Genomic DNA, 21,184 nt, shown 5'->3' on the forward strand with positions numbered 1-21,184 from the left:
ATTTTTTATGGGGCGCCAGGACGTTCACTTTGCACAGCTTCGGCTAAAGCCAGGTTCAACGCCTGCAGCATGAACTCAACGAACGGGGTCGCTTCCGCTTGCTGGTCGGCTGCCGACAGCGCGGCGTAGTAAGCATCCTGTTGTTCCCGAATCACAGCTTCCACCGGCAGGTAAGCCAATACAGGACGCCACTGGCTAAGAATCAACGTTTGCCAGAGTCGTCCCATCCGCCCATTTCCGTCGGCAAATGGATGGATAAACTCGAATTCATAATGAAATACGCAACTGGCGATCAACGGGTGCCAATTGGAAACAGCCAGCCATTGCAGCAAATCGTCCACAAGATGTGTGACACGGCTGGCGGGCGGTGCCATATGAACCAATTGCTCACCACGATAGATGCCGACTCCTGACTGCCGGAATCGACCCGCATCATCGATCAATCCAAACATCAGCAATTCATGCGCCTTGAGCAAGTCAACTCGATCGCTCGGACTCCACTGCGTCATAGCCTCGTAAGTGGCAAATGCATTACGCACTTCCTGGATTTCCCGAGGCAGGCCCAACACTCGTTTACCTTCCAGAACGGCAGTCACTTGCTCGACGCTGAGAGTATTGTTCTCGATAGCCAATGAGGCCTGGATGGTGCGAATGCGATTGCCACGCCTGAGCTGAGGCGTTTGGCGATTATCATCACCGACTGAAAGTTGACCTATCTGCTCACTGATATCGGCTACCAGGGTGAGCATCTTTGTAGTCAGGGTCAACGGAGGTTGATAACGGCTCATGTCCTCATCCAGCTCAATCACGAAAAAACACATGATGCCTCAAGGGCGCCGCATTGCGCAGCTTCAATCAATTTCCACCCCATCATTGAACTGCAACGCCGCCAACCTTGCATACAACGCATTGCTCGCAATCAACTGCTGATGCGTCCCCACTGCCACCAGCTTGCCCTGGTCCATCACGGCAATGCGGTCGGCGTTCTTCACCGTGGCCAGTCGATGGGCGATCACGAGGGTGGTGCGCCCTTGCATCAGTTGCGGCAGCGCTTGCTGGATCAGGTGTTCACTCTGGGCATCGAGGGCGCTGGTGGCTTCGTCCAGCAGCAGGATCGGTGCGTCCACCAGCAAGGCGCGGGCGATGGCCAGGCGCTGGCGTTGACCGCCGGAGAGGCCCATGCCGCCGTCGCCCAGGTGGGTCTGGTAGCCGTCGGGCATTTGCAGGATGAAATCGTGGGCGTGGGCAATGCGCGCCGCCGCTTCGACCTGTTCCTGGGTGGCCGTCGGGTGGCCGTAGCGGATGTTCTCTTCGACGCTGCCAAAGAACAGCGCCGGGCTCTGGGACACCAGGGCGAAGTGGCGGCGCAGGTCCATGGGGTCGAGTTCGGTCAGCGGGTGGCCTTCAATCAGGATGCGGCCTTGCTGGGGGTCGTAGAAGCGCAACAGCAGGTCGAAGATCGTCGATTTGCCCGCACCGGATGGGCCGACCAATGCCAGGGTTTCACCAGGATTGATGGTCAGGTTCAGGCCGTCGATGGCGTAGCTGTCCGGCCGTGAAGGGTAGGAAAAGCGCAGGTCCTGCAGTTCCATGCGCCCGCTGACCCGGGCCGGCAGTCGGACAGTACCGGCGACCGGCGCCTGGATGTCGTTGCTCGACTGCAGCAACTCGCCAATGCGCTCGGCGGCACCGGCGGCACGTTGCAGCTCGCCGAGCACCTCGCTGAGGGTGCCGACCGCGCTGCCGACGATCAGGCTGTAGAACACAAACGCCGCCAGTTCACCGCCGGAAATGCGCCCGCTGATCACGTCCATGCCGCCGACCCACAACATCACGCCCACGGCACCGAGTACCAGCATGATCACCAGGGTAATCAGCCAGGCCCGCTGGGTGATGCGCTTGCGCGCGGTGGTGAAGGCGTCTTCCACGGTCACGGCGAAGCGCTGTTCGTCCTGCACCTGGTGGTTGTACGCCTGCACGGTCTTGATCTGGCCGAGGGTCTCGGACACATAGCTGCCCACATCGGCGATGCGGTCCTGGCTCTGACGCGACAGACTGCGCACCCGGCGGCCGAAGATCAGGATCGGCGCCAGCACCAGCGGCAGCGCCACCACCACGATGCTGGTGAGCTTGGGATTGGTGACAAACAGCAGCACGATACCGCCGATGACCATCAAGGCATTGCGCAGGAACAACGACAGCGAGGAACCGATCACCGATTGCAGCAGCGTGGTATCAGTGGTCAGCCGCGACTGGATTTCCGAACTGCGGTTGTTCTCATAGAAGCCCGGATGCAGGTAGATCAGGTGGTTGAACACCTGCCGGCGAATATCCGCGACCACCCGTTCGCCGATCCACGACACCAGGTAGAACCGCGCAAAGGTGCCGACCGCCAGGCCCAGCACCAGGATCATGAACAGCCCGATGGACTGATTGAGCAGGTGCGGTGACTGCGTCATGAACCCCTGGTCCACCAGCAGGCGGATGCCCTGCCCCATGGACAAGGTGATGCCAGCCGTGACGATCAGCGCCAACAGGGCGCCAAGCGCCTGCCAGCGGTAGGGCGCGATGAAGCGACTGGCCAGGCGAATGGCACGGCGTTGGCGGACTGAGAACATGGAGGGCATCACCGATAAGGAGTCTGTATACCTACATGGGGGGAACTTGGGCGAATAGCAATGAGTCAGGTTAATTATGCCCGCCGATGCTGATCCCTAGAGGCTATCGGTCTAACCCCCGGCTGGAAATATGTATCGGTTTCTGGTGGACTGGGTGTTCGAACCGCTGACCTGGCAGGGAGTTGTAACAGCCTGGTCACGCGCGGGTTTTAGAATAGGTACACAACCTGATGAGGAGACAGGCCATGACCTTGCAGAACAGCAGCGATGCCAAGATTGAAGTGATCCGCCAGCAGCAGCAGTTGCCTTGCTCGTACATCGATGCCCAGGGCCGCGAAGTGCAGATCACCGAAAAGATGATCCAGCAAGCGTGCAGCGAACTGGAACAGCGACTGGTCAAGCCTGCACAGCAAGGCTGAAGCGCCCACGCTCGTTCAAACCCGGCCCTGGTGGCCGGGTTTTTTATCGGGTATCTAAACCGCTACTGCGCCCAACGCGGACACGATGCTGGACAACACCGCCGACTCACCCTGGATGCGCACCTTCAAACCATCGATCTCGCGGCGCTCGGGGTAGTGCTTGCGCAGCAGGTCAAACGCCTTGCGCTGCTCGTCCACCGTTCCTACGAGGCTGCGGCGGAAATCCGCATCATCCCGGCGTGGGTCGTACACGCTGCGGCACAGGGTCGCCAGTGCCCACGCGGGGTCGGTGGAAGCATTCAACTGCACCTCGGCCAACCACGGTGGCGGCAGCAGGTCACTCAAGTGAATGCTCGGTTCCTGGCCCAGGTGCGCGCAGAACGCCTGATAGATCTGCGCCGTGCCGCGCTGCTTGCCGTCCAGGCTGTAGCCGGCGATATGCGGCGTGGCCAATACACACAGGTCAGCCAGGTCGACGTCCACCTGCGGCTCGCCCTCCCACACATCCAGCACCGCTTGCAGGTCTTCGCGGTCCAGCAGCACTTCGCGCAGGGCGGCATTGTCGACCACCGGGCCACGGCTGGCGTTGATCAGCCAGGTGCCAGGCTTGAGCTGCTCAAGACGCTGGCGGTCGAACAGGTGCCAGGTGGAGCCGTTGCCGGACTTGGTCAGCGGGGTGTGCAGGCTGATCACGTCGCATTGCTCGATGATCTGCGCCAGGCTGACGTAATCGCCGTCTTCGGCGATTTGCCGGGGCGGGTCGCAGACCAGCACGTTCCAGCCCAGGGCCTTGAGTACCTTGACCAGTCGCCCGCCGACTTCACCGGCACCCACTACGCCATAGGTGCGCTGGTTGAGGTCAGCGCCCTCGATCTCGGCCAGGGTCTGCAGGCTGCCCAGCACATAGTCCACCACACCGCGGGCGTTACAGCCGGGGGCGCTGGACCATTGGATGCCGGCCTGCTGGAAGTAGTCGAGGTCCAGATGATCGGTGCCGATGGTGCAAGTGCCGACAAAGCGCACGTTGGTGCCATCGAGCAAGGCACGGTTGACGTTGGTCACCGAGCGCACCAACAACACGTCGGCCTGCTCTACCGTCGCACGGTCGATGGAACGGCCAGGCACACGGCGAATCTCGCCGAAACCCTGGAAGAAGGCATCGAGCAGCGGAATATTTTCGTCGGCAACAATCAGCATGGCAGGCTCCTTAGGCGGACCCGCAGTGTACAGGGATCGCAGCCCTCGCTTACAAATCGCTAACACAGGTTTTTTCCTGACCGATGCGTCAGCGCGTAGAATCCGCCGTCCTGCGCTTGCTTCGACTGGACACCTGCACGTGAACACTGCCGCCGCCCCCCTTACCCGCCCCGCCCGCATCCGCCGGGAAGTGCGCGGCCTGCTGACGCTCGCCCTGCCGATCATGATCGGCCAACTGGCCACCACGGCGATGAGCTTTGTCGATGCGGTGATGGCCGGACGCGTCAGCCCCCAAGACCTGGCGGCGGTGGGCCTGGGCAACTCGATCTGGATTCCGGTGTACCTCTTGATGACCGGCACGCTGCTGGCCACCACGCCCAAAGTCGCCCAGCGCTACGGTGCCGGGCAGTTCAGCGAGATCGGCCCGCTGGTGCGCCAATCACTGTGGCTGGCGCTGGTGGTGGGTATCACGGCAGCGCTGTTGCTGCTCTGCGCCGAGCCCATCCTGCATGCCATGAAAGTCGAACCCGACCTGATCAAACCGTCCATGGGCTACCTGCACGGCATCGCCGCGGGCATGCCGGCCATCGCGTTCTACTACGTATTGCGCTGCTTCAGTGATGGCCTGGGCCGCACCCGGCCCAGCATGGTCATGGGCCTGTGTGGTTTGGCGCTGAACATTCCACTGAACTACATCTTCATCTACGGCCACCTGGGCATACCGGCCATGGGCGGCGTGGGCTGCGGCTGGGCCACGGCCATTGCGATGTGGGTGATGATGCTCGGCCTGGCCGGATGGACCCGCTGGGGACCGGCCTACCAGAGCAGCGAACTGTTCAAGCGTTTCGACTGGCCGCAGTGGGCGGTGATCAAGCGCGTGCTTGGGATTGGCTTGCCGATTGGCATCGCGATCTTTGCCGAATCGAGCATTTTTGCGGTCATCGCCCTGCTGATCGGCAGCCTCGGCGCCACGGTGGTCTCGGGCCATCAGATCGCGCTGAACGTCAGCTCGCTGGTGTTCATGATTCCCTACTCCCTGAGCATGGCCGTGACAGTGCGTGTCGGCCAGGCCCTGGGCCGTGGGGAACCGCGTGAAGCGCGTTTTGCCGCAGGGGTCGGCATGGGCACGGCGCTGGCCTACGCCTGCCTGTCCTGCAGCCTGATGTTGCTGCTTCGCGAACAGATTGCCGCGATCTACACCCCGGACCCGATCGTCATCCACCTGGCCTCCACGCTGATCGTGTTTTCAGCGCTGTTCCAATTCAGTGATTCGATCCAGGTCACTGCTGCCGGTGCCTTGCGTGGCTACCAGGACACCCGTGTCACCATGGTGCTGACCTTGTTCGCCTACTGGGGGGTGGGCCTGCCGGTGGGTTACGCCCTGGGCCTGACCGACTGGCTCGGCGAACCGAGTGGCCCGAGCGGCTTGTGGCAGGGGCTGATCGTGGGCCTGAGCTGCGCGGCGGGGATGCTGCTGGTGCGCCTGGCGCGCAGTGCACGCCGGCGCATCCGCGCAGAAAAAGCGCAGGGTTAAGCAGACTTCTTGCGGATCCAGTACAGGTACGTACCCGCCTGTTCCTGCTGATCCACCAGTTCGTGGTCCAGGAACACGCAGAACTTGGGGATATCGCGACGCGTGGACGGGTCGGTCGCGATCACCTTGAGCAGGCCGCCGGGCGGCAGGTCGCGGATATGCTGGTGCAGCATCATCACCGGCTCCGGGCAGTTGAGGCCGGTGGCGTCGAGGGTGGCATCGACGGGCAAATCGAGGTTCATACATCACTCCTGAAACGGATGCCGCTCCAAAGGTGGGAGCGGGCTTGCCCGCGAAGACACGGGCACATTCAACATTAGTTTCGACTGTTATACCGCTTTCGCGGGCAAGCCCGCTCCCACAGGGGTCCTGTGGTGATTTCAACTGTTCAGCGAGCCTTGGGTTTCTTCGCTGTTTCCAATCGACGCAAATGGCAGGTCACTTCCTCACGGTCGTGGTACAGCTGCTTGCAGCCGATCTCCACACGAATGCCACGCGCCTTGAAGCCGTCCTCGATGCGCTCCAGCAAACGCTTCACTTCGGCGTAGCGCTGCTTCATCGGCAACTTCAAGTTGACCACCGCCTCGCGGCAATGCCCTTCGCCGATCCAGGTTTCCAGCAGCGCGGCGTTACGCGCCGGCTTCTCGACGATGTCGCAGACCATCCAGTCCACCGGCTGTTTGGGCACGAAGGTGAAGCCGTCGGCCATCAGGTGCTGGACCAGGCCGGTGTCCATCAGGCTTTCGGCCATGGGTCCGTTGTCGATGGCGGTCACCAGCATGCCGCGGTTGACCAGTTGCCAGGTCCAGCCGCCTGGCGCCGCGCCGAGGTCGACACCGGTCATGTCGCCGTGCAGGCGCTCGTCCCACTGGTCGCGGGGGATGAAATGGTGCCAGGCTTCTTCCAGCTTCAGGGTCGAGCGGCTGGGCGCCTCGCGGGGGAACTTGAGGCGCGGGATGCCCATCGGCCACATCGCCGAGTTATTCGACTCGGCCAGGCCCATGAACACTTCGCGGCCGCTCTTGAAGGTCAGTAGCAGGCGCGGTTTGCTCGGGTCGTCCACCAGCTTGCCAGCGTTGAGCAACGCCTTGCGCAAGTGCACTTCGAATTTCTTGCAGAAGTTCGACAGCTCCTTGCCGTCGTTGGTATCGACCATCTCCAGCCACAGGCTGCCGCACACCGGGAAGTCGCGCAGGTGGGCGAGGATCACGCTGATGCGGTCGGTTTCCGGCAGGTCGATGAATACCCCGCGCGCCCACTGCCTGGGGAAGATCAGCTCGGCAAAGCGCTGGCCGTGCATCAAGCGCTGGGCGCCGTCTTCTTCGGTGCAGACGAATTCGGCGCAGGCGCTGCCGGTCTTGGCCTTGGCGTAGCCGGAAACGTTCAGGCGCGCGGCGTGTTCCGCGATCTCGGAACAGACTTCGCCTTCAAAACCCGGGCGGCAGTGCATAAAAAGGGTGTTCATTGAATCTCCTGGCAACTGGCTTGCGCTATCGCAATACCTGTCATGAAAACCCGCGCATGATAACGGAGTTCGGAACCTTGGACTTAACGATAGAGTCCAGTTATTAGCCTGCTAATGAAAACAGGGCTAAGTTGATAGCTCTGTTCGTCCCGTCGGGTCCGTAGCCGTGCGGACCATAAGGAGTTGTGTCATGTCATCGCTTGATAGCCTGAGAACCCTTAAAACACTGCAAATCGACAACAAGACCTATCACTACTTCAGTTTGCCTGAGGCCGCCAAGAGCCTGGGTGACCTCGACAAGCTGCCGATGTCGCTCAAGGTGCTGCTGGAAAACCTACTGCGCTGGGAAGACGACAAGACCGTCACCGGCGCCGACCTCAAGGCCATTGCCGCGTGGCTCAAGGAACGCCAGTCCGACCGCGAGATCCAGTACCGCCCGGCCCGGGTATTGATGCAAGACTTCACCGGCGTACCCGCCGTGGTCGACCTGGCCGCCATGCGCGCCGCCGTGGCCAAGGCCGGGGGCGACCCGCAGCGCATCAACCCGCTGTCCCCGGTGGACCTGGTGATCGACCACTCGGTGATGGTCGACAAGTTCGGCAGCACCAGTGCCTTTGAGCAGAACGTCGACATCGAGATGCAGCGCAACGGCGAACGCTACGCCTTCCTGCGCTGGGGCCAGAGCGCCTTCGACAACTTCAGCGTGGTGCCGCCCGGTACCGGCATCTGCCACCAGGTCAACCTCGAATACCTGGGCCGCACGGTGTGGACCAAAGACGAAGACGGCCGCACCTATGCCTTCCCGGACACCCTGGTCGGCACCGACTCCCACACCACCATGATCAACGGCCTTGGCGTACTCGGCTGGGGCGTGGGCGGGATCGAGGCGGAAGCGGCGATGCTCGGCCAACCGGTGTCGATGCTGATCCCGGAAGTGATCGGCTTCAAGCTCACCGGCAAATTGAAGGAAGGCATCACCGCCACCGACCTGGTGCTGACCGTGACCCAGATGCTGCGCAAAAAGGGCGTGGTGGGCAAGTTCGTCGAGTTCTACGGCGACGGCCTGGCCGACCTGCCGTTGGCCGACCGCGCCACCATCGCCAACATGGCCCCGGAATACGGCGCCACCTGCGGCTTTTTCCCGGTGGATGAGGTGACACTGGACTACCTGCGCCTGTCCGGGCGCCCGACAGAAACCGTGAAGTTGGTCGAGGCGTACACCAAAGCCCAGGGCCTGTGGCGCAACGCCGGCCAGGAACCGGTATTCACCGACAGCCTGGCCCTCGACATGGGCAGCGTCGAAGCCAGCCTGGCCGGGCCGAAGCGCCCACAGGACCGGGTAGCCCTGCCGAATGTGGGCCAGGCCTTCAGCGACTTCCTCGACCTGCAATTCAAACCCACTACCAAGGAAGAAGGTCGCCTGGAAAGCGAAGGCGGCGGCGGCGTGGCCGTGGGTAATGCCGACCTGGTGGGCGAAGCCGACTACGAATACGAGGGCCAGACCTATCGCCTGAAAAACGGCGCGGTGGTGATCGCCGCGATCACCTCCTGCACCAACACCTCCAACCCCAGCGTGATGATGGCCGCCGGGCTGGTGGCGAAAAAGGCCGTGGAAAAGGGCCTGACCCGCAAGCCGTGGGTGAAAACCTCGCTGGCCCCCGGCTCCAAGGTGGTCACCGACTACTACAAGGCCGCCGGCCTGACCCAGTACCTGGACAAGCTCGGCTTCGACCTGGTCGGCTATGGCTGCACCACCTGCATCGGCAACTCCGGACCATTACCGGAGCCAATTGAAAAAGCCATCCAGAAGGCGGACCTCGCGGTGGCATCGGTGCTGTCCGGCAACCGCAACTTCGAGGGCCGGGTGCACCCACTGGTGAAAACCAACTGGTTGGCGTCGCCACCACTGGTCGTCGCTTATGCCCTGGCCGGCACCGTGCGCATCGATATCAGCAGCGAACCGCTGGGTAACGACCAACAAGGCAACCCGGTGTACCTCAAGGACATCTGGCCAAGCAGCAAAGAAATCGCCGACGCCGTGGCCCAGGTCAGCACCGGCATGTTCCACAAGGAATACGCCGAGGTGTTTGCCGGTGACGCGCAATGGCAAGCGATTGAAGTGCCACAGGCCGCCACCTACGTGTGGCAGAAGGACTCCACCTACATCCAGCATCCGCCGTTCTTCGATGATATTGCCGGCCCCCTGCCGGTGATCAAAGACGTCAAGGGCGCCAACGTGCTGGCCCTGTTGGGCGATTCGGTGACCACCGACCACATCTCCCCCGCCGGCAATATCAAGACCGACAGCCCCGCCGGCCGTTACCTGCGCGAACAAGGCGTTGAGCCTCGCGACTTCAACTCCTACGGCTCACGCCGTGGCAACCATGAAGTGATGATGCGCGGCACCTTTGCCAACATCCGTATCCGCAATGAAATGCTCGGCGGTGAGGAAGGCGGCAATACGCTGTACATCCCAACCGGCGAGAAAATGCCGATCTACGACGCCTCGATGAAATACCAGGCGTCGGGCACGCCGCTGGTGGTGATCGCCGGCCAGGAATACGGCACCGGCTCCAGCCGCGACTGGGCGGCCAAGGGCACCAACCTGCTGGGGGTGAAGGCGGTGATCGCCGAGAGTTTCGAGCGTATCCACCGCTCCAACCTGGTGGGCATGGGCGTGCTGCCATTGCAGTTCAAGCTGGACCAGAACCGCAAGTCGCTCAAGCTGACCGGCAAGGAGAAAATCGACATTCTCGGGCTGAGCGATGTGGAGATCGTTCCGCGCATGAACCTGACGCTGGTGATTACGCGGGAGGATGGCAGTACGGAGAAGGTTGAAGTGTTGTGCCGGATCGATACGTTGAATGAAGTGGAGTACTTCAAGTCGGGTGGCATCCTGCACTATGTGCTGCGCCAGTTGATCGCCAGCTAAAGATCAAAGGTGATCAAATGTGGGAGGGGGCTTGCCCCCGATGGCAGTGTGTCAGGCTAAGCATTTTTGCCTGATCCACCGCTATCGGGGGCAAGCCCCCTCCCACATTTCGACCACGTTTAACGTTTCAAATCAGCCGAACAACCACTTCCACAGCAGCACCAGCACGACTACAGCCAACACCGGCCGCGCAATGCGGTAAGCCTTCGGATGCTTGCGCTTCCACTGCTTGACCACGCCACTGAACTTGTCGCTGAAGGTCTTGCTCCAGGCATACGCCTGGTTGATCCCGCCCACGCGCTCGTCATCCAGGTTCTGCGGCGCAGTCGCGCGGCCCAACTGCTTGCTGACCCAGCGATTGACCCGGGTCATCAGGCGGTTACTCAGCGGTCGCTCGATGTCGCAGAACAGGATCACGCGGGTCTGTTCGGTTTCGTTCTTGACCCAGTGCACGTAGGTCTCGTCGAACATCACGTCTTCACCGTCGCGCCAGGCATAGACCTGGCCGTCGACGAAGATGCGGCAGTCGTCGGAGTTCGGCGTGGACAGGCCCAGGTGGTAACGCAGGGAACCGGCAAACGGGTCGCGGTGCGGGTTGAGGTGGCTGCCGCCCGGCAACAGCGCGAACATCGCGCCTTTCACATTGGGAATGCTGCTCACCAAGGCCACGGTTCTGGGGCACAGCGCCTCGGCCGATGGCAGGGGTTTGTCGTACCACTTGAGGTAGAAACGCTTCCAGCCCTTCTTGAAAAACGAGCCAAAACCGGCGTCGTTGTTCTTTTCGGCGGCGCGGATGTAGCCCTCGTCGAACAGGTGCATGGCCTCTTCGCGAATCACTTCCCAGTTGTCCTTGAGCACATCCAGTTCCGGGAACTTGCTGCGGTCCAGGTACGGCTTGGACGGCACGGCCGAGAACAGGTACATCAAGGCGTTATACGGGGCGAACAGCGCCGAATGGTTGACGAACTGGCGCAACATCGGCAAACGCGCCTTGCCGCGCAGGTGCACATACAGCGTGCTGCCGATAAACAACGCCAGCACCGACAGCTTGGCGGCCAAAGAAAAGGTCATGCAGCAACTCCTGGAAATAAGCGCCTGGCCAACAGCAGACGTAGCAGCCGGCCATGATAAACAGTTGGGCCAGTATGCAGAAGGCCTAAGGTATTGGCGCTGACATACATCAAGCCTGGTTTTCCTGCTCGGTAAACAAATCGCTGAACAGCATGCTCGACAGGTAACGCTCACCGGAGTCCGGCAGGATCACCACGATGGTCTTGCCCTGCATTTCCGGCTTCTCGGCCAGGCGCACGGCCACGGCCATCGCCGCGCCGCAGGAGATACCGCACAGAATCCCCTCCTCCTGCATCAGGCGCAGGGCCATGGCCTTGGATTCGTCGTCGGTCACCAGCTCCACACGGTCAACCATCGACAGGTCGAGGTTCTTCGGCACAAACCCGGCGCCGATGCCCTGGATCTTGTGCGGGCTGGGCTTGATCTCTTCACCGGCCAGGGCCTGGGTGATCACCGGGGAGACCATCGGCTCGACCGCTACCGACAGGATCGGCTTGCCCGCGATGTTCTTGATATAGCGCGACACCCCGGTGATGGTGCCACCGGTGCCCACGCCCGCCACCAGCACGTCCACGGCGCCATCGGTGTCATTCCAGATTTCCGGACCGGTGGTTTTCTCGTGGATCGCCGGATTCGCCGGGTTTTCGAACTGAGCCGGCATAAAGTAGGTGGCCGGATCGCTGGCGACGATTTCGCCGGCCTTTTCGATTGCACCCTTCATGCCCTTGGCCGGCTCGGTCAGCACCAATTCAGCGCCGAGGGCCTTGAGTACCTTGCGACGCTCGATGCTCATGGATGCCGGCATGGTCAGCAGCAACTTGTAGCCACGGGCAGCGGCGACAAATGCCAGGCCGATGCCGGTGTTGCCGGAGGTGGGTTCGACGATGGTCATGCCCGGCTTGAGTTTGCCGGTGCTTTCGGCGTCCCAGATCATGTTGGCGCCAATGCGGCACTTCACCGAGTAGCCCGGGTTACGTCCTTCGATCTTGGCCAGGATGGTCACGCCACGCGGTGCGATCCGGTTGATCTGCACCAGGGGCGTATTACCGATGGAGTGCGCGTTGTCTGCAAAGATGCGGCTCATGACGGGTCCTATTGGCGGTATTCAGGAAGGCAACAAGGGTATGCCTCGTGCTGCAAAGCGTCCAGTCGGAGGAACGTTGCGCCCATCGCAAGAGTCCATCCCCTATACGGACAGAGGACCCCTCTCATGAAACGTCGCTACAGCTGGCCACTATGGACCGTTGCCGGAGTACTGGTGGTACTGGTCGCCTTGAGCATTGCCCTGCCCTATCTGGTGCGCAACTACCTGAATGACAAGCTCGCTGACATGGGCGACTATCGCGGCCACGTCACCGACGTCGACCTGGCCCTGTGGCGTGGCGCCTACAAGATCAACGGTTTGGAGATCATCAAGGTCGACGGCAAGGTGCCAGTACCGTTCGTCAAGGCGCCGCTGATCGACCTGGCAGTGAGCTGGCACTCGTTGTGGTACGACCATGCGGTAGTGGCCAAGGTGCTGTTCATCAACCCTGAGGTGAACTTCGTCGACGGCGGCGCCAACCAGCAGGCCTCCCAGACCGGTAAAGGCACTGACTGGCGCGAGCAGTTGAGCAAGCTGGCGCCCATCACCCTCGATGAAGTGCGCATCGAAGAGGGCAAGATTGCCTTCCACAACTTCAGCTCCAAACCACCGGTCAATCTCAATGCAACGTCGGTCAACGCCAGCTTCTATAACCTGACCAATGTGGTCGACGTCAAGGGCAAGCGCGATGCCCGCTTCGACGGCAAGGCCCTGCTCCAGGGCCAGGCGCCGCTGGAAGCCAGCGCCACCTTCGACCCGCTGAGCAACTTTGAAAACTTCGAATTCCGCTTCCGCGCCAAGGACCTGCAGCTCAAGCGCATGAATGACTTCGCCTCGGCCTATGGCAAGTTCGACTTCAAGGCCGGCACCGGTGATGTGGTGATCGAAGCCCAGGCGGATAACGGCCAGTTGACCGGCTATATCAAGCCGCTGCTGCGCGATGTCGAAGTGTTCGACTGGCAGCAGGACGTGGAAAACAAAGACAAGAACATCTTCCGCTCGATCTGGGAAGCCGTGGTCGGCGCCAGCGAAACCGTGCTGAAAAACCAGCACAAAAACCAGTTTGCTACCCGTGTCGAACTCAGTGGCAGCGTGCACCAGCAGAATGTCAGCGCGTTCTCGGCGTTTTTGGCGATTTTGCGCAATGGGTTTATCCAGGCGTTCAATGCGCGGTATGAACAGCCCAAACCTTCGGCGGATTGAATGTGACCGGTCATTCAAAGACTGAATATTCCACCTGCGTTCACAGTCGCTGGGGCTGCGCGGTATAGTCCCGGCATTGATGAATGCGAGGAAGCACCGATGAAGTTCGAAGGCACCCAGGCCTATGTGGCTACCGATGACCTGAAACTGGCCGTCAACGCCGCCATCACCCTGGAACGGCCGCTGCTGGTCAAGGGCGAACCGGGCACCGGCAAGACCATGCTCGCCGAGCAACTGGCCGAGTCCTTCGGTGCCAGGCTGATTACCTGGCACATCAAGTCCACCACCAAGGCCCACCAGGGCCTGTACGAGTACGACGCGGTGAGCCGCCTGCGCGACTCGCAACTGGGCGTGGACAAGGTGCACGACGTGCGCAACTACCTGAAGAAGGGCAAGCTCTGGGAGGCCTTCGAGTCCGAAGAACGAGTGATCCTGCTGATCGACGAAATCGACAAGGCCGACATCGAGTTCCCCAACGACCTGCTGCAAGAACTCGACAAGATGGAGTTCTACGTCTACGAAATCGACGAGACCATCAAGGCCAAGAAACGCCCGATCATCATCATTACCTCCAACAACGAAAAAGAACTGCCGGACGCGTTCCTGCGCCGCTGCTTCTTCCACTACATCGCCTTCCCCGACCGCACTACCCTGCAGAAGATCGTGGATGTGCACTACCCGGACATCAAGAAAGACCTGGTCAGCGAAGCGCTCGACGTGTTCTTCGACGTGCGCAAAGTGCCCGGCCTGAAGAAAAAGCCCTCCACCTCCGAACTGGTCGACTGGCTCAAGCTGCTGATGGCCGACAACATCGGCGAAGCGGTGCTGCGCGAGCGCGACCCGACCAAGGCCATCCCGCCGCTGGCCGGTGCGTTGGTGAAGAACGAGCAAGACGTGCAGTTGCTGGAACGTCTGGCGTTCATGAGCCGTCGCGGTAATCGCTGATGTTGCTCAACCTGTTCAACGAGATGCGCGCCGCCAAGGTGCCGGTGTCGGTGCGCGAGCTGCTTGACCTTATCAATGCGCTGAAGCAGCGCGTGACCTTTGCCGACATGGACGAGTTCTACTACCTGGCCCGGGCGATCCTGGTCAAGGATGAACGGCATTTCGACAAGTTCGACCGGGCCTTCGGTGCCTATTTCAACGGCCTGGAAAAGCTCGACGACCACCTGCAGGCGCTGATCCCCGAAGAGTGGCTGCGCAAGGAGTTCGAACGCTCGCTGACCGATGAGGAACGGGCGCAGATCCAGTCCCTCGGCGGCCTCGACAAGCTGATCGAGGAATTCAAGAAGCGGCTGGAAGAACAGAAAGAACGCCATGCCGGCGGCAACAAGTGGATCGGCACCGGTGGCACCAGCCCGTTTGGCTCCGGCGGCTACAACCCGGAAGGCATTCGCGTCGGCGATGCCGGCAAGCGCCAGGGCAAGGCCGTCAAGGTGTGGGACCAGCGCGAGTACAAGAACCTCGATGACCAAGTGGAACTGGGCACGCGCAACATCAAGGTCGCCCTGCGCCGCCTGCGCAAGTTTGCGCGCCAGGGCGCGGCGGAAGAGCTGGATATCGACGGCACCATCGACCACACCGCCCGCGACGCCGGCTTGCTGAATATCCAGATGCGCCCGGAGCGGCGCAACACCATCAAGCTGCTGTTGCTGTTCGATATCGGCGGTTCGATGGACGCCCATGTGAAGATCTGCGAAGAGCTGTTCTCTGCGTGCAAGACCGAGTTCAAGCACCTGGAGTACTTCTACTTCCACAACTTCGTGTACGAATCAGTGTGGAAGAACAACCAACGCCGCACCTCGGAACGCACCTCGACCCAGGACCTGCTGCACAAATACGGCGCGGATTACAAAGTGATCTTTATCGGCGATGCCTCGATGGCACCGTATGAGATCACCCAGGCCGGCGGCAGCGTCGAGCATTGGAACGAGGAGCCTGGGTATGTGTGGATGCAGCGCTTCATGGCCAAGTACAAGAAGCTGATCTGGATCAACCCGTATCCCAAGGACACTTGGGGGTATACGGCGTCAACGGGGATTGTGCGGGAGTTGGTGGAGGATCAGATGTATCCGCTGACCTTGCGCGGGCTTGAAGAAGGGATGCGTTTCCTCTCCAAATAAACGCCCCCCCTAATACTGTAGGAGATCCAATGTGGGAGGGGGCTTGCCCCCGATAGCAGAGGCCCAGTCACTGATGTGTTGACTGAGACACTGCCATCGGGGGTAAGCCCCCTCCCACATTTTGACCTCAGTGTTTTTCAGGTCGTGGTGAACCGCTTCAGAAAGTCGATGTGCTGCTGGTGCGCCGTCTCCTGCACCACCGGCGCCAACCGCACCGTCTCCCCCGGCAAGCATTGCGCCAGCCGCGCCAGCGACAACGGCGTCAATGCACCCAGGCGCGGATAGCCACCGATGGTCTGTCGATCATTGAGCAACACGATCGGCTGCCCATCCGGCGGAACCTGGATCGCGCCCAGCGGAATGCCTTCGGAAATCAGCGACGGTCCCTGGTATTGCAACGGCGCGCCCAGCAGGCGCATCCCCATGCGGTCGGCGCGGCTGTCGAGGGCCCACGCGGTGTTGAAGGCGTCGAATAGGCTCTGGCCGCTGAATTGGCCAATCTGTGCGCCAACGATCACATCCAACGGTTTACCGGATTGCAAATCCGGTGCACTCAGCACCTTCATTGCACCACCTGTACCGGAGTAGACCAAGCGCCCTCCCTCGGCCAACGCCTTGCCGAAACCGTCCACCCCGCCCAACTCTTCACGCACAACCGTGGCGCAACTGCCAAGCACAGCCGGCGCATCAAAGCCGCCCGGTGCCGCAAGATAGGCCCGCGCACCGCTGAACGGCTGGGTGAAGCGCAAACGCTGGCCCTTTTGCAGGATAAAACTGCGGCCCGGGCTGATGGCGCGTTCATCGATGTACGCGCCCAGGTCTGCACCGGCCAGGGCCAGCAGGCAATAATCCTCGGCCTGCACGGTGAAACCGCCCAGGGTGATTTCCACCACCGGCGCGTCCAGTGCATTGCCCAGCAGCCAGTTGGCCCAGGACATCGACACCCAGTCCAGCGCCCCGCCCTGGGTCACGCCCAGGTGGCGTACGCCAAAGCGACCGGCGTCCTGCAACAGGCACAACGGCGTGCTGGCCTCGATCAGTAAGCGACTCATGCCTGCGCCTCCAACGGCGTGTCATCGCCACCCAACTTGATGAATTCAGCACGCTCGACCGCTTCGAAGCGCACCGTGTCGCCGGGCTGCATCAGGCTGTAGCCGTCGCGCCCGCGGTCGAAGAGCCTGGCCGGCGTGCGGCCGATCAGGTTCCAGCCGCCCGGCGACACCACCGGGTAGGCGGCGGTTTGTCGTTCGGCGATGCCGACGCTACCGGCCGCTACGCGTTTGCGTGGGGTATTCAGACGCGGCGTGGCAAGAACTTCATCCACCAGCCCCATAAAGGCGAAGCCGGGCGCGAAACCGAGGGCAAACACCTGGTATTCGTGGGCACTGTGGCGGCGGATCACTTCGTCTATAGCCAAACCGCTGCGCTGGCTGAGCAAGGTCAATTCCGGGCCGACGCTCAAGTCGTACCACACCGGCAGCACATGGCACTGGCCGCCGCCCTGGGCTTGCGGCTGCAGGTCGGCAAGGGCCCGCTCGATCAGTGCCCGCGCCTGGGCCGGGTTCACGGCGCCGAGGTCGTAGTGCACCATCAAAGTGGTATAGGACGGCACCAGGTCCACCAACGCCGCGCCGAAGCCACTGCGCAGGCGCTGGGTAGCGGCGAGCATCCACGGCATGTTGGTTTCGGCGATAGCATCAAACAGGCGCACCATCAGGCAGTCGATGGCGACCACTTCAATCCGTGGCTTCATGCTGGCTTCAATGCCTCGCGGATACGCTGTACCGCCGCGACCGAGCTTGCATTGTCGCCGTGCACGCACAGGGTATTGGCTTGCAGGAGCAGCGGGCTGCCGTCGCTGGCAATCAGCGCCTCACCACGGGCAAGGGTCAGGGCTTGCTGCACGATGGTGTCGGAATCATGGTGCACGGCGCCCGGCAACTGCCGCGACACCAGGTGCCCTTTGTTGTCATAGGCGCGGTCGGCGAAGGCTTCGAACCACAGGGTGACACCGTATTCGGCGCCCAAGGCCTGGGCCGCGCTGTTGTCACGGGTGGCGAGCAGCATCAGCGGCAGTTCGCCGTACGCCGCCACGGCCTGGATCACTGCGCGCAATTGCACGGGGTTGACCATCATGTCGTTGTACATCGCGCCATGGGGCTTGACGTAGCTGACCCGCCCGCCCTGGGCACGGCAGAGACCATCGAGCGCACCGATCTGGTAGTGCAACAGGTCCTGGATTTCCTGCGGGGTATAAGCCATGGAGCGACGGCCAAAGCCTTGCAGGTCCTGGTACGCCGGGTGTGCACCGATTTGCACGCCATGCTTGAGCGCCAGGCTGACGGTCTTGCGCATGATGCTCGGGTCACCGGCATGGAAACCGCAGGCCACGTTGGCGCAATCGATGAACGGCATGACCTCGGCGTCCAGACCCATGGTCCAGTTGCCAAAGCTTTCGCCGATGTCGCAATTGAGTAAAAGACGGCTCACGGACTGTCGCTCCTGTAGGCTTTGTTTGCTTGTAGTGTGGGATTTTTTACGCAGAACTCGCAACTTGTCCTGACACCCCAACGGCGCTTATCGTGCAATGGCTCGATTTTTGGCGCTGGCCCGGTACGGCGTCCAACTAATAAAAACCGATCCATGCATAAGAAAAAGTTGATCCCATGAATTTGAAGTTCCTCGAAACCTTCGTCTGGGTGGCCAAGCTCAAGAGTTTCCGCCTGACCGCCGAGAAGCTGTTCACCACCCAGGCCTCGATCTCCAGCCGCATCGCGGTGCTGGAAAGCGAGTTGGGGGTGAAGTTGTTTCTGCGTGACTCACGGGGCGTGAGCCTGACCCCGGAAGGCTTGAAGGTGCTGGATTACGCCGAGCAGATGATGGTGACCATGCAGGGCCTGAAGCAGTCCCTGGAGACCACCAGCAGCAAGGTCGGGCGCATCCGCATCGGTGCGATGGACACGGTGATCCATACCTGGCTCAGCCCCTTGGTGGCGGAATTGATGGACCACTTCCCCCTCGTGGAAATCGAATTGGTCGCCGATACTGCACTGAACCTCAGCGATCAGCTGCAAAAAGGCTTCCTCGACCTGATCCTGCAAACCGACCTGCTGCGCCTGGAAACCGTGCGCAGCCTGGAACTGGCCAGCCACCCCATGGCCTGGATCGTCGCCAGCCAGTCGATCTACAACCGCGACTACGCTTCCCTCGCCGAACTGGCCCAGGAGCGCATCATCACCTACTCGAAAAACTCCCACCCGCACCAGGACGTGATCAGCCTGATGCAAGCCAACGGCGTGGCCGCGCCACGCATGAACTGTGTGAACTCGGTGTCGGCCATCACCCGCCTGCTGCGCGATGGCTTCGGCATCGGCGCACTGCCGCCGGTGCTGGTCAGCGAGGAACTGGCGCGTGGGGAGTTGGTGATGTTGCCGATGGCGCAGAAGCTGCCGAACTTGCAGGTGGTGGTGTCGTGGCGCGTGGGGGTGGAGTTGGTGGAAGAGATTGTGGGGCTGTGCCAGAAGGTGGTTGCACGGTATGCCGAAGAGGTTGGCCTAGAGCGGATGCTACTGAGCACACAACCTCACTGAAGACACAGGATTAAAACTGTGGGAGGGGGCAAGCCCCCCACATTTTGTCTCAGAGGCCCTTGAGGTCGCGCTCTTCGATCGGCCGGCTCTGGCGCAGGCGCTTGCCGCCCAGCACCACCCAGTCGATCAGGCGGAACAGGCATTCCAGACCAAACGACAGCAGCATCGCCCCGCCCAGCCCCCAACCCATGGCCTCGGGCGTCAGCAGGATCTGGTAGCTGTAGCCGTTCCAGGTTTCCAGGCGGATATCCGGGTCAGCCGCCACCGCCACCTGCAGGGCGCGGATGTACCACGGGCCTTGCATGGCCTGAAATTGCTTGTCCAACGCCACCTGGCGGTCAAGCATGGCGCCCAGGCTGTTGGCATCGCTCTGGAACACCGGGTCATCACTGGCGCGGTAATGCGCCACCAACGCTTTCAAATCGCCGTTGAAGAACTGGCGTGCGGTGTTCTCAAACCCGCTGAGGCCGGTCTGGGCCTCGATCAGGTGCGCTTCGACGCGCTTGGCATAGTCGTTGATAAACCCCGGGACTTGCACGCCGATCAGCAGGCCAATCGCAAACAGCACCAACCGCAGATAACTGAGCAACATGGGCGATATCCTTACTCGGTAATGCCCTGGCTGACGCATTCACCGCGTCGCCACAGGCTCCATTGGCCCGGTTCGTAGCGGGTCCAGTTTTCGTTGTCGGTCAAAGGTTCAGTGGCAATCACCGTCACCACATCGTTAGGTGTGGTTTCGGCCTGAAAGTCGACGATCACGTCGACATCTTTCAGGCGCGCCGGGCCGAACGGCGCACGCCGGGTAATCTGTGCCAATTTGGTCGAACAGTAGCAGAACAGCCAGTCACCATCGCTGAGCAGGCAGTTGAACACGCCCTTGCTGCGGTATTCGGCACAGGCGGCGATCAGGTCCGGCAGCACTTTTTCGATGTCCACCGGCTCGGGGAAGGCTTCACGCACGCGGTTGAGCAGGTCGCAGAAGGCCGCTTCACTGTCGGTGTCGCCCACCGGGCGGTAGAACGTGGCGCGGGGATTGAAGTCCGCCAACTGGCCGTTATGGGCGAAGCACCAGTTGCGGCCCCACAGTTCGCGCACGAACGGGTGGGTATTGGCCAGGCTGACCTTGCCGACATTGGCCTGGCGGATATGGCCGATGACCACTTCGCTTTTGATGGGATAACGCTGCACCAGCAGCGCGACTTCCGACTCACTGCTGGCGGCCGGGTCCTGGAACAGACGCAGGCCACGGCCTTCGTAGAACGCGATGCCCCAACCGTCACGGTGGGGGCCGGTGCGCCCACCGCGCTGCATCAGCCCGGTGAAGCTGAACACGATGTCGGTGGGGACGTTGGCACTCATGCCCAATAATTCACACATGCCAGGGCTCTCGCTGCAGGGCGGACGACGTTAAAGGCGCGGTTCGACGCGCATACCGCTCACGGGTGCAGGACGGCGGAAGGGCACGTCGTCTTCATCTTGATCCGGCTCGGCGGCCAGGGCCGCATCGGCGGCGGCCTTGCGCTCGCGACGGGCCTTGGCGGCACGCTCGATGGGCCAGCGGATCAACACGAACACGAGGTACACGCCAAAGGCGATCATGGTGTACATGAACAGATCGGAGATGGCCCGCCAGGCGTTATTGCCGACCTTGAGCACCAGATCGAGGGCGGTGATGGCCACCGCCGGCGCGAACTGGGTCTTGACCGGGTCGACGATGGTCGGGCTCAACAGCAGCACCGCCATCAGCAATTGCAGCGGCTCGCGCAACCAGCGCCAGATCCAGCGGGTCATGCGCCACCACACCAACAGGCAGCCCAAAGCGGCGAAGGCGTAAAGGCCCCAAGCGGTCAGATAGTCGTTCTCGGTCATGGTGTCCATGGCAAGGTTGGCAAACAGGCGGCTATGATAACGGCTTTTGCGTGTCGCGGCTGCAATGCCTGCCACC

19 protein-coding genes and 1 pseudogene are annotated in these 21,184 nt (G+C 61.7%); 7 read left to right on the forward strand and 13 right to left on the reverse strand.

From position 1 onward, the window contains the following. Positions 1 to 23: 23 nt before the first annotated feature. Both BM026_RS04460 and BM026_RS04465 read right to left on the reverse strand, forming a co-directional pair. A pseudogene (locus BM026_RS04460) lies at positions 24 to 788 on the reverse strand (Fic family protein); the annotation flags it as partial. A gap of 63 nt (positions 789 to 851) precedes the next feature. Further along, positions 852 to 2,627, reverse strand: a complete 1,776-nt coding sequence (locus BM026_RS04465) for an ABC transporter transmembrane domain-containing protein (protein ID WP_175486702.1) — start codon at positions 2,625 to 2,627, stop codon at positions 852 to 854. 236 nt (positions 2,628 to 2,863) lie between these two features. Here BM026_RS04465 and BM026_RS29135 point away from each other — a divergent pair, with 236 nt between their 5' ends. Beyond that, positions 2,864 to 3,037: a PA1571 family protein gene (locus BM026_RS29135; RefSeq protein ID WP_170856100.1), complete on the forward strand. Its 174-nt coding sequence runs from the start codon at positions 2,864 to 2,866 to the stop codon at positions 3,035 to 3,037. A gap of 54 nt (positions 3,038 to 3,091) precedes the next feature. On the opposite strand, the gene pdxB is transcribed toward BM026_RS29135, so the two are convergent. Next, entirely contained in the window at positions 3,092 to 4,234 is a 1,143-nt protein-coding gene (gene pdxB / locus BM026_RS04470) for a 4-phosphoerythronate dehydrogenase PdxB (protein ID WP_093527531.1), read from the reverse strand. A gap of 139 nt (positions 4,235 to 4,373) precedes the next feature. Between pdxB and BM026_RS04475 the strand changes: the two genes are divergently transcribed. Then, entirely contained in the window at positions 4,374 to 5,768 is a 1,395-nt protein-coding gene (locus tag BM026_RS04475; protein WP_093126168.1) for an MATE family efflux transporter, read from the forward strand. Here BM026_RS04475 and tusA read toward each other — a convergent pair. After that, positions 5,765 to 6,010, reverse strand: coding sequence for a sulfurtransferase TusA (tusA, locus tag BM026_RS04480; protein ID WP_058425075.1), 246 nt, complete (start codon positions 6,008 to 6,010; stop codon positions 5,765 to 5,767). The two genes, BM026_RS04475 and tusA, sit on opposite strands and share 4 nt — an antisense overlap. Before the next feature lie 146 nt (positions 6,011 to 6,156). Then, positions 6,157 to 7,233 carry a 23S rRNA (cytidine(2498)-2'-O)-methyltransferase RlmM gene (rlmM, locus tag BM026_RS04485; protein WP_071488999.1) on the reverse strand — a complete coding sequence of 359 codons (1,077 nt, stop codon included), beginning with the start codon at positions 7,231 to 7,233 and terminating at the stop codon, positions 6,157 to 6,159. 190 nt (positions 7,234 to 7,423) lie between these two features. Between rlmM and acnA the strand changes: the two genes are divergently transcribed. Beyond that, positions 7,424 to 10,165: an aconitate hydratase AcnA gene (acnA, locus tag BM026_RS04490; protein WP_093512012.1), complete on the forward strand. Its 2,742-nt coding sequence runs from the start codon at positions 7,424 to 7,426 to the stop codon at positions 10,163 to 10,165. Positions 10,166 to 10,297: 132 nt separating this feature from the next. On the opposite strand, the gene BM026_RS04495 is transcribed toward acnA, so the two are convergent. Further along, entirely contained in the window at positions 10,298 to 11,236 is a 939-nt protein-coding gene (locus BM026_RS04495) for an aspartyl/asparaginyl beta-hydroxylase domain-containing protein (RefSeq protein ID WP_071488997.1), read from the reverse strand. A 109-nt stretch (positions 11,237 to 11,345) separates the two neighbouring features. Then, positions 11,346 to 12,320, reverse strand: a complete 975-nt coding sequence (gene cysK, locus BM026_RS04500) for a cysteine synthase A (RefSeq protein ID WP_071488996.1) — start codon at positions 12,318 to 12,320, stop codon at positions 11,346 to 11,348. A gap of 126 nt (positions 12,321 to 12,446) precedes the next feature. Here cysK and BM026_RS04505 point away from each other — a divergent pair, with 126 nt between their 5' ends. The 3 genes from BM026_RS04505 (at position 12,447) to BM026_RS04515 (ending at position 15,646) form a co-directional block, all read left to right on the forward strand. Then, positions 12,447 to 13,523, forward strand: coding sequence for a DUF748 domain-containing protein (locus tag BM026_RS04505; RefSeq protein ID WP_093126164.1), 1,077 nt, complete (start codon positions 12,447 to 12,449; stop codon positions 13,521 to 13,523). Positions 13,524 to 13,622: 99 nt separating this feature from the next. After that, on the forward strand, positions 13,623 to 14,468 hold the full coding sequence (locus BM026_RS04510) for an AAA family ATPase (RefSeq protein ID WP_003189627.1): 846 nt from the start codon (positions 13,623 to 13,625) through the stop codon (positions 14,466 to 14,468). Then, complete coding sequence (locus BM026_RS04515) at positions 14,468 to 15,646, forward strand: vWA domain-containing protein (RefSeq protein WP_071488994.1); 1,179 nt, start codon at positions 14,468 to 14,470, stop codon at positions 15,644 to 15,646. The genes BM026_RS04510 and BM026_RS04515 overlap by 1 nt, the downstream gene beginning before the upstream one ends. 137 nt (positions 15,647 to 15,783) lie before the next feature. On the opposite strand, the gene BM026_RS04520 is transcribed toward BM026_RS04515, so the two are convergent. From BM026_RS04520 to BM026_RS04530, 3 genes are read right to left on the reverse strand one after another with little or no spacing between them, the layout of a single operon-like run. Beyond that, on the reverse strand, positions 15,784 to 16,698 hold the full coding sequence (locus BM026_RS04520; RefSeq protein WP_093512015.1) for a 5-oxoprolinase subunit C family protein: 915 nt from the start codon (positions 16,696 to 16,698) through the stop codon (positions 15,784 to 15,786). Next, positions 16,695 to 17,399 carry a 5-oxoprolinase subunit B family protein gene (locus BM026_RS04525; protein ID WP_092247342.1) on the reverse strand — a complete coding sequence of 235 codons (705 nt, stop codon included), beginning with the start codon at positions 17,397 to 17,399 and terminating at the stop codon, positions 16,695 to 16,697. The genes BM026_RS04520 and BM026_RS04525 overlap by 4 nt, the downstream gene beginning before the upstream one ends. Beyond that, positions 17,396 to 18,136, reverse strand: a complete 741-nt coding sequence (locus tag BM026_RS04530) for a 5-oxoprolinase subunit PxpA (protein WP_093126152.1) — start codon at positions 18,134 to 18,136, stop codon at positions 17,396 to 17,398. Before BM026_RS04530 ends, BM026_RS04525 begins: the two co-directional genes overlap by 4 nt. 176 nt (positions 18,137 to 18,312) lie before the next feature. Here BM026_RS04530 and BM026_RS04535 point away from each other — a divergent pair, with 176 nt between their 5' ends. Then, positions 18,313 to 19,236, forward strand: a complete 924-nt coding sequence (locus tag BM026_RS04535) for a LysR family transcriptional regulator (protein WP_092247336.1) — start codon at positions 18,313 to 18,315, stop codon at positions 19,234 to 19,236. A 49-nt stretch (positions 19,237 to 19,285) separates the two neighbouring features. Here BM026_RS04535 and BM026_RS04540 read toward each other — a convergent pair whose 3' ends face one another. The 3 genes from BM026_RS04540 to BM026_RS04550 are packed head-to-tail and all read right to left on the reverse strand — an operon-like array spanning position 19,286 to position 21,183. Further along, a complete protein-coding gene (locus BM026_RS04540) occupies positions 19,286 to 19,828 on the reverse strand; it encodes a DUF2937 family protein (RefSeq protein WP_071488989.1) in 543 nt (180 codons plus the stop codon). Positions 19,829 to 19,839: 11 nt separating this feature from the next. Further along, positions 19,840 to 20,616, reverse strand: coding sequence for a class II glutamine amidotransferase (locus tag BM026_RS04545; RefSeq protein ID WP_071488988.1), 777 nt, complete (start codon positions 20,614 to 20,616; stop codon positions 19,840 to 19,842). Between the two features lie 30 nt (positions 20,617 to 20,646). After that, positions 20,647 to 21,183 carry a hypothetical protein gene (locus tag BM026_RS04550; protein ID WP_058425328.1) on the reverse strand — a complete coding sequence of 179 codons (537 nt, stop codon included), beginning with the start codon at positions 21,181 to 21,183 and terminating at the stop codon, positions 20,647 to 20,649. Between the last annotated feature and the right edge of the window lies 1 nt (position 21,184).

It is taken from the genome of Pseudomonas sp. NFPP24 (assembly GCF_900112095.1).
Taxonomy (GTDB): domain Bacteria; phylum Pseudomonadota; class Gammaproteobacteria; order Pseudomonadales; family Pseudomonadaceae; genus Aquipseudomonas; species Aquipseudomonas extremorientalis.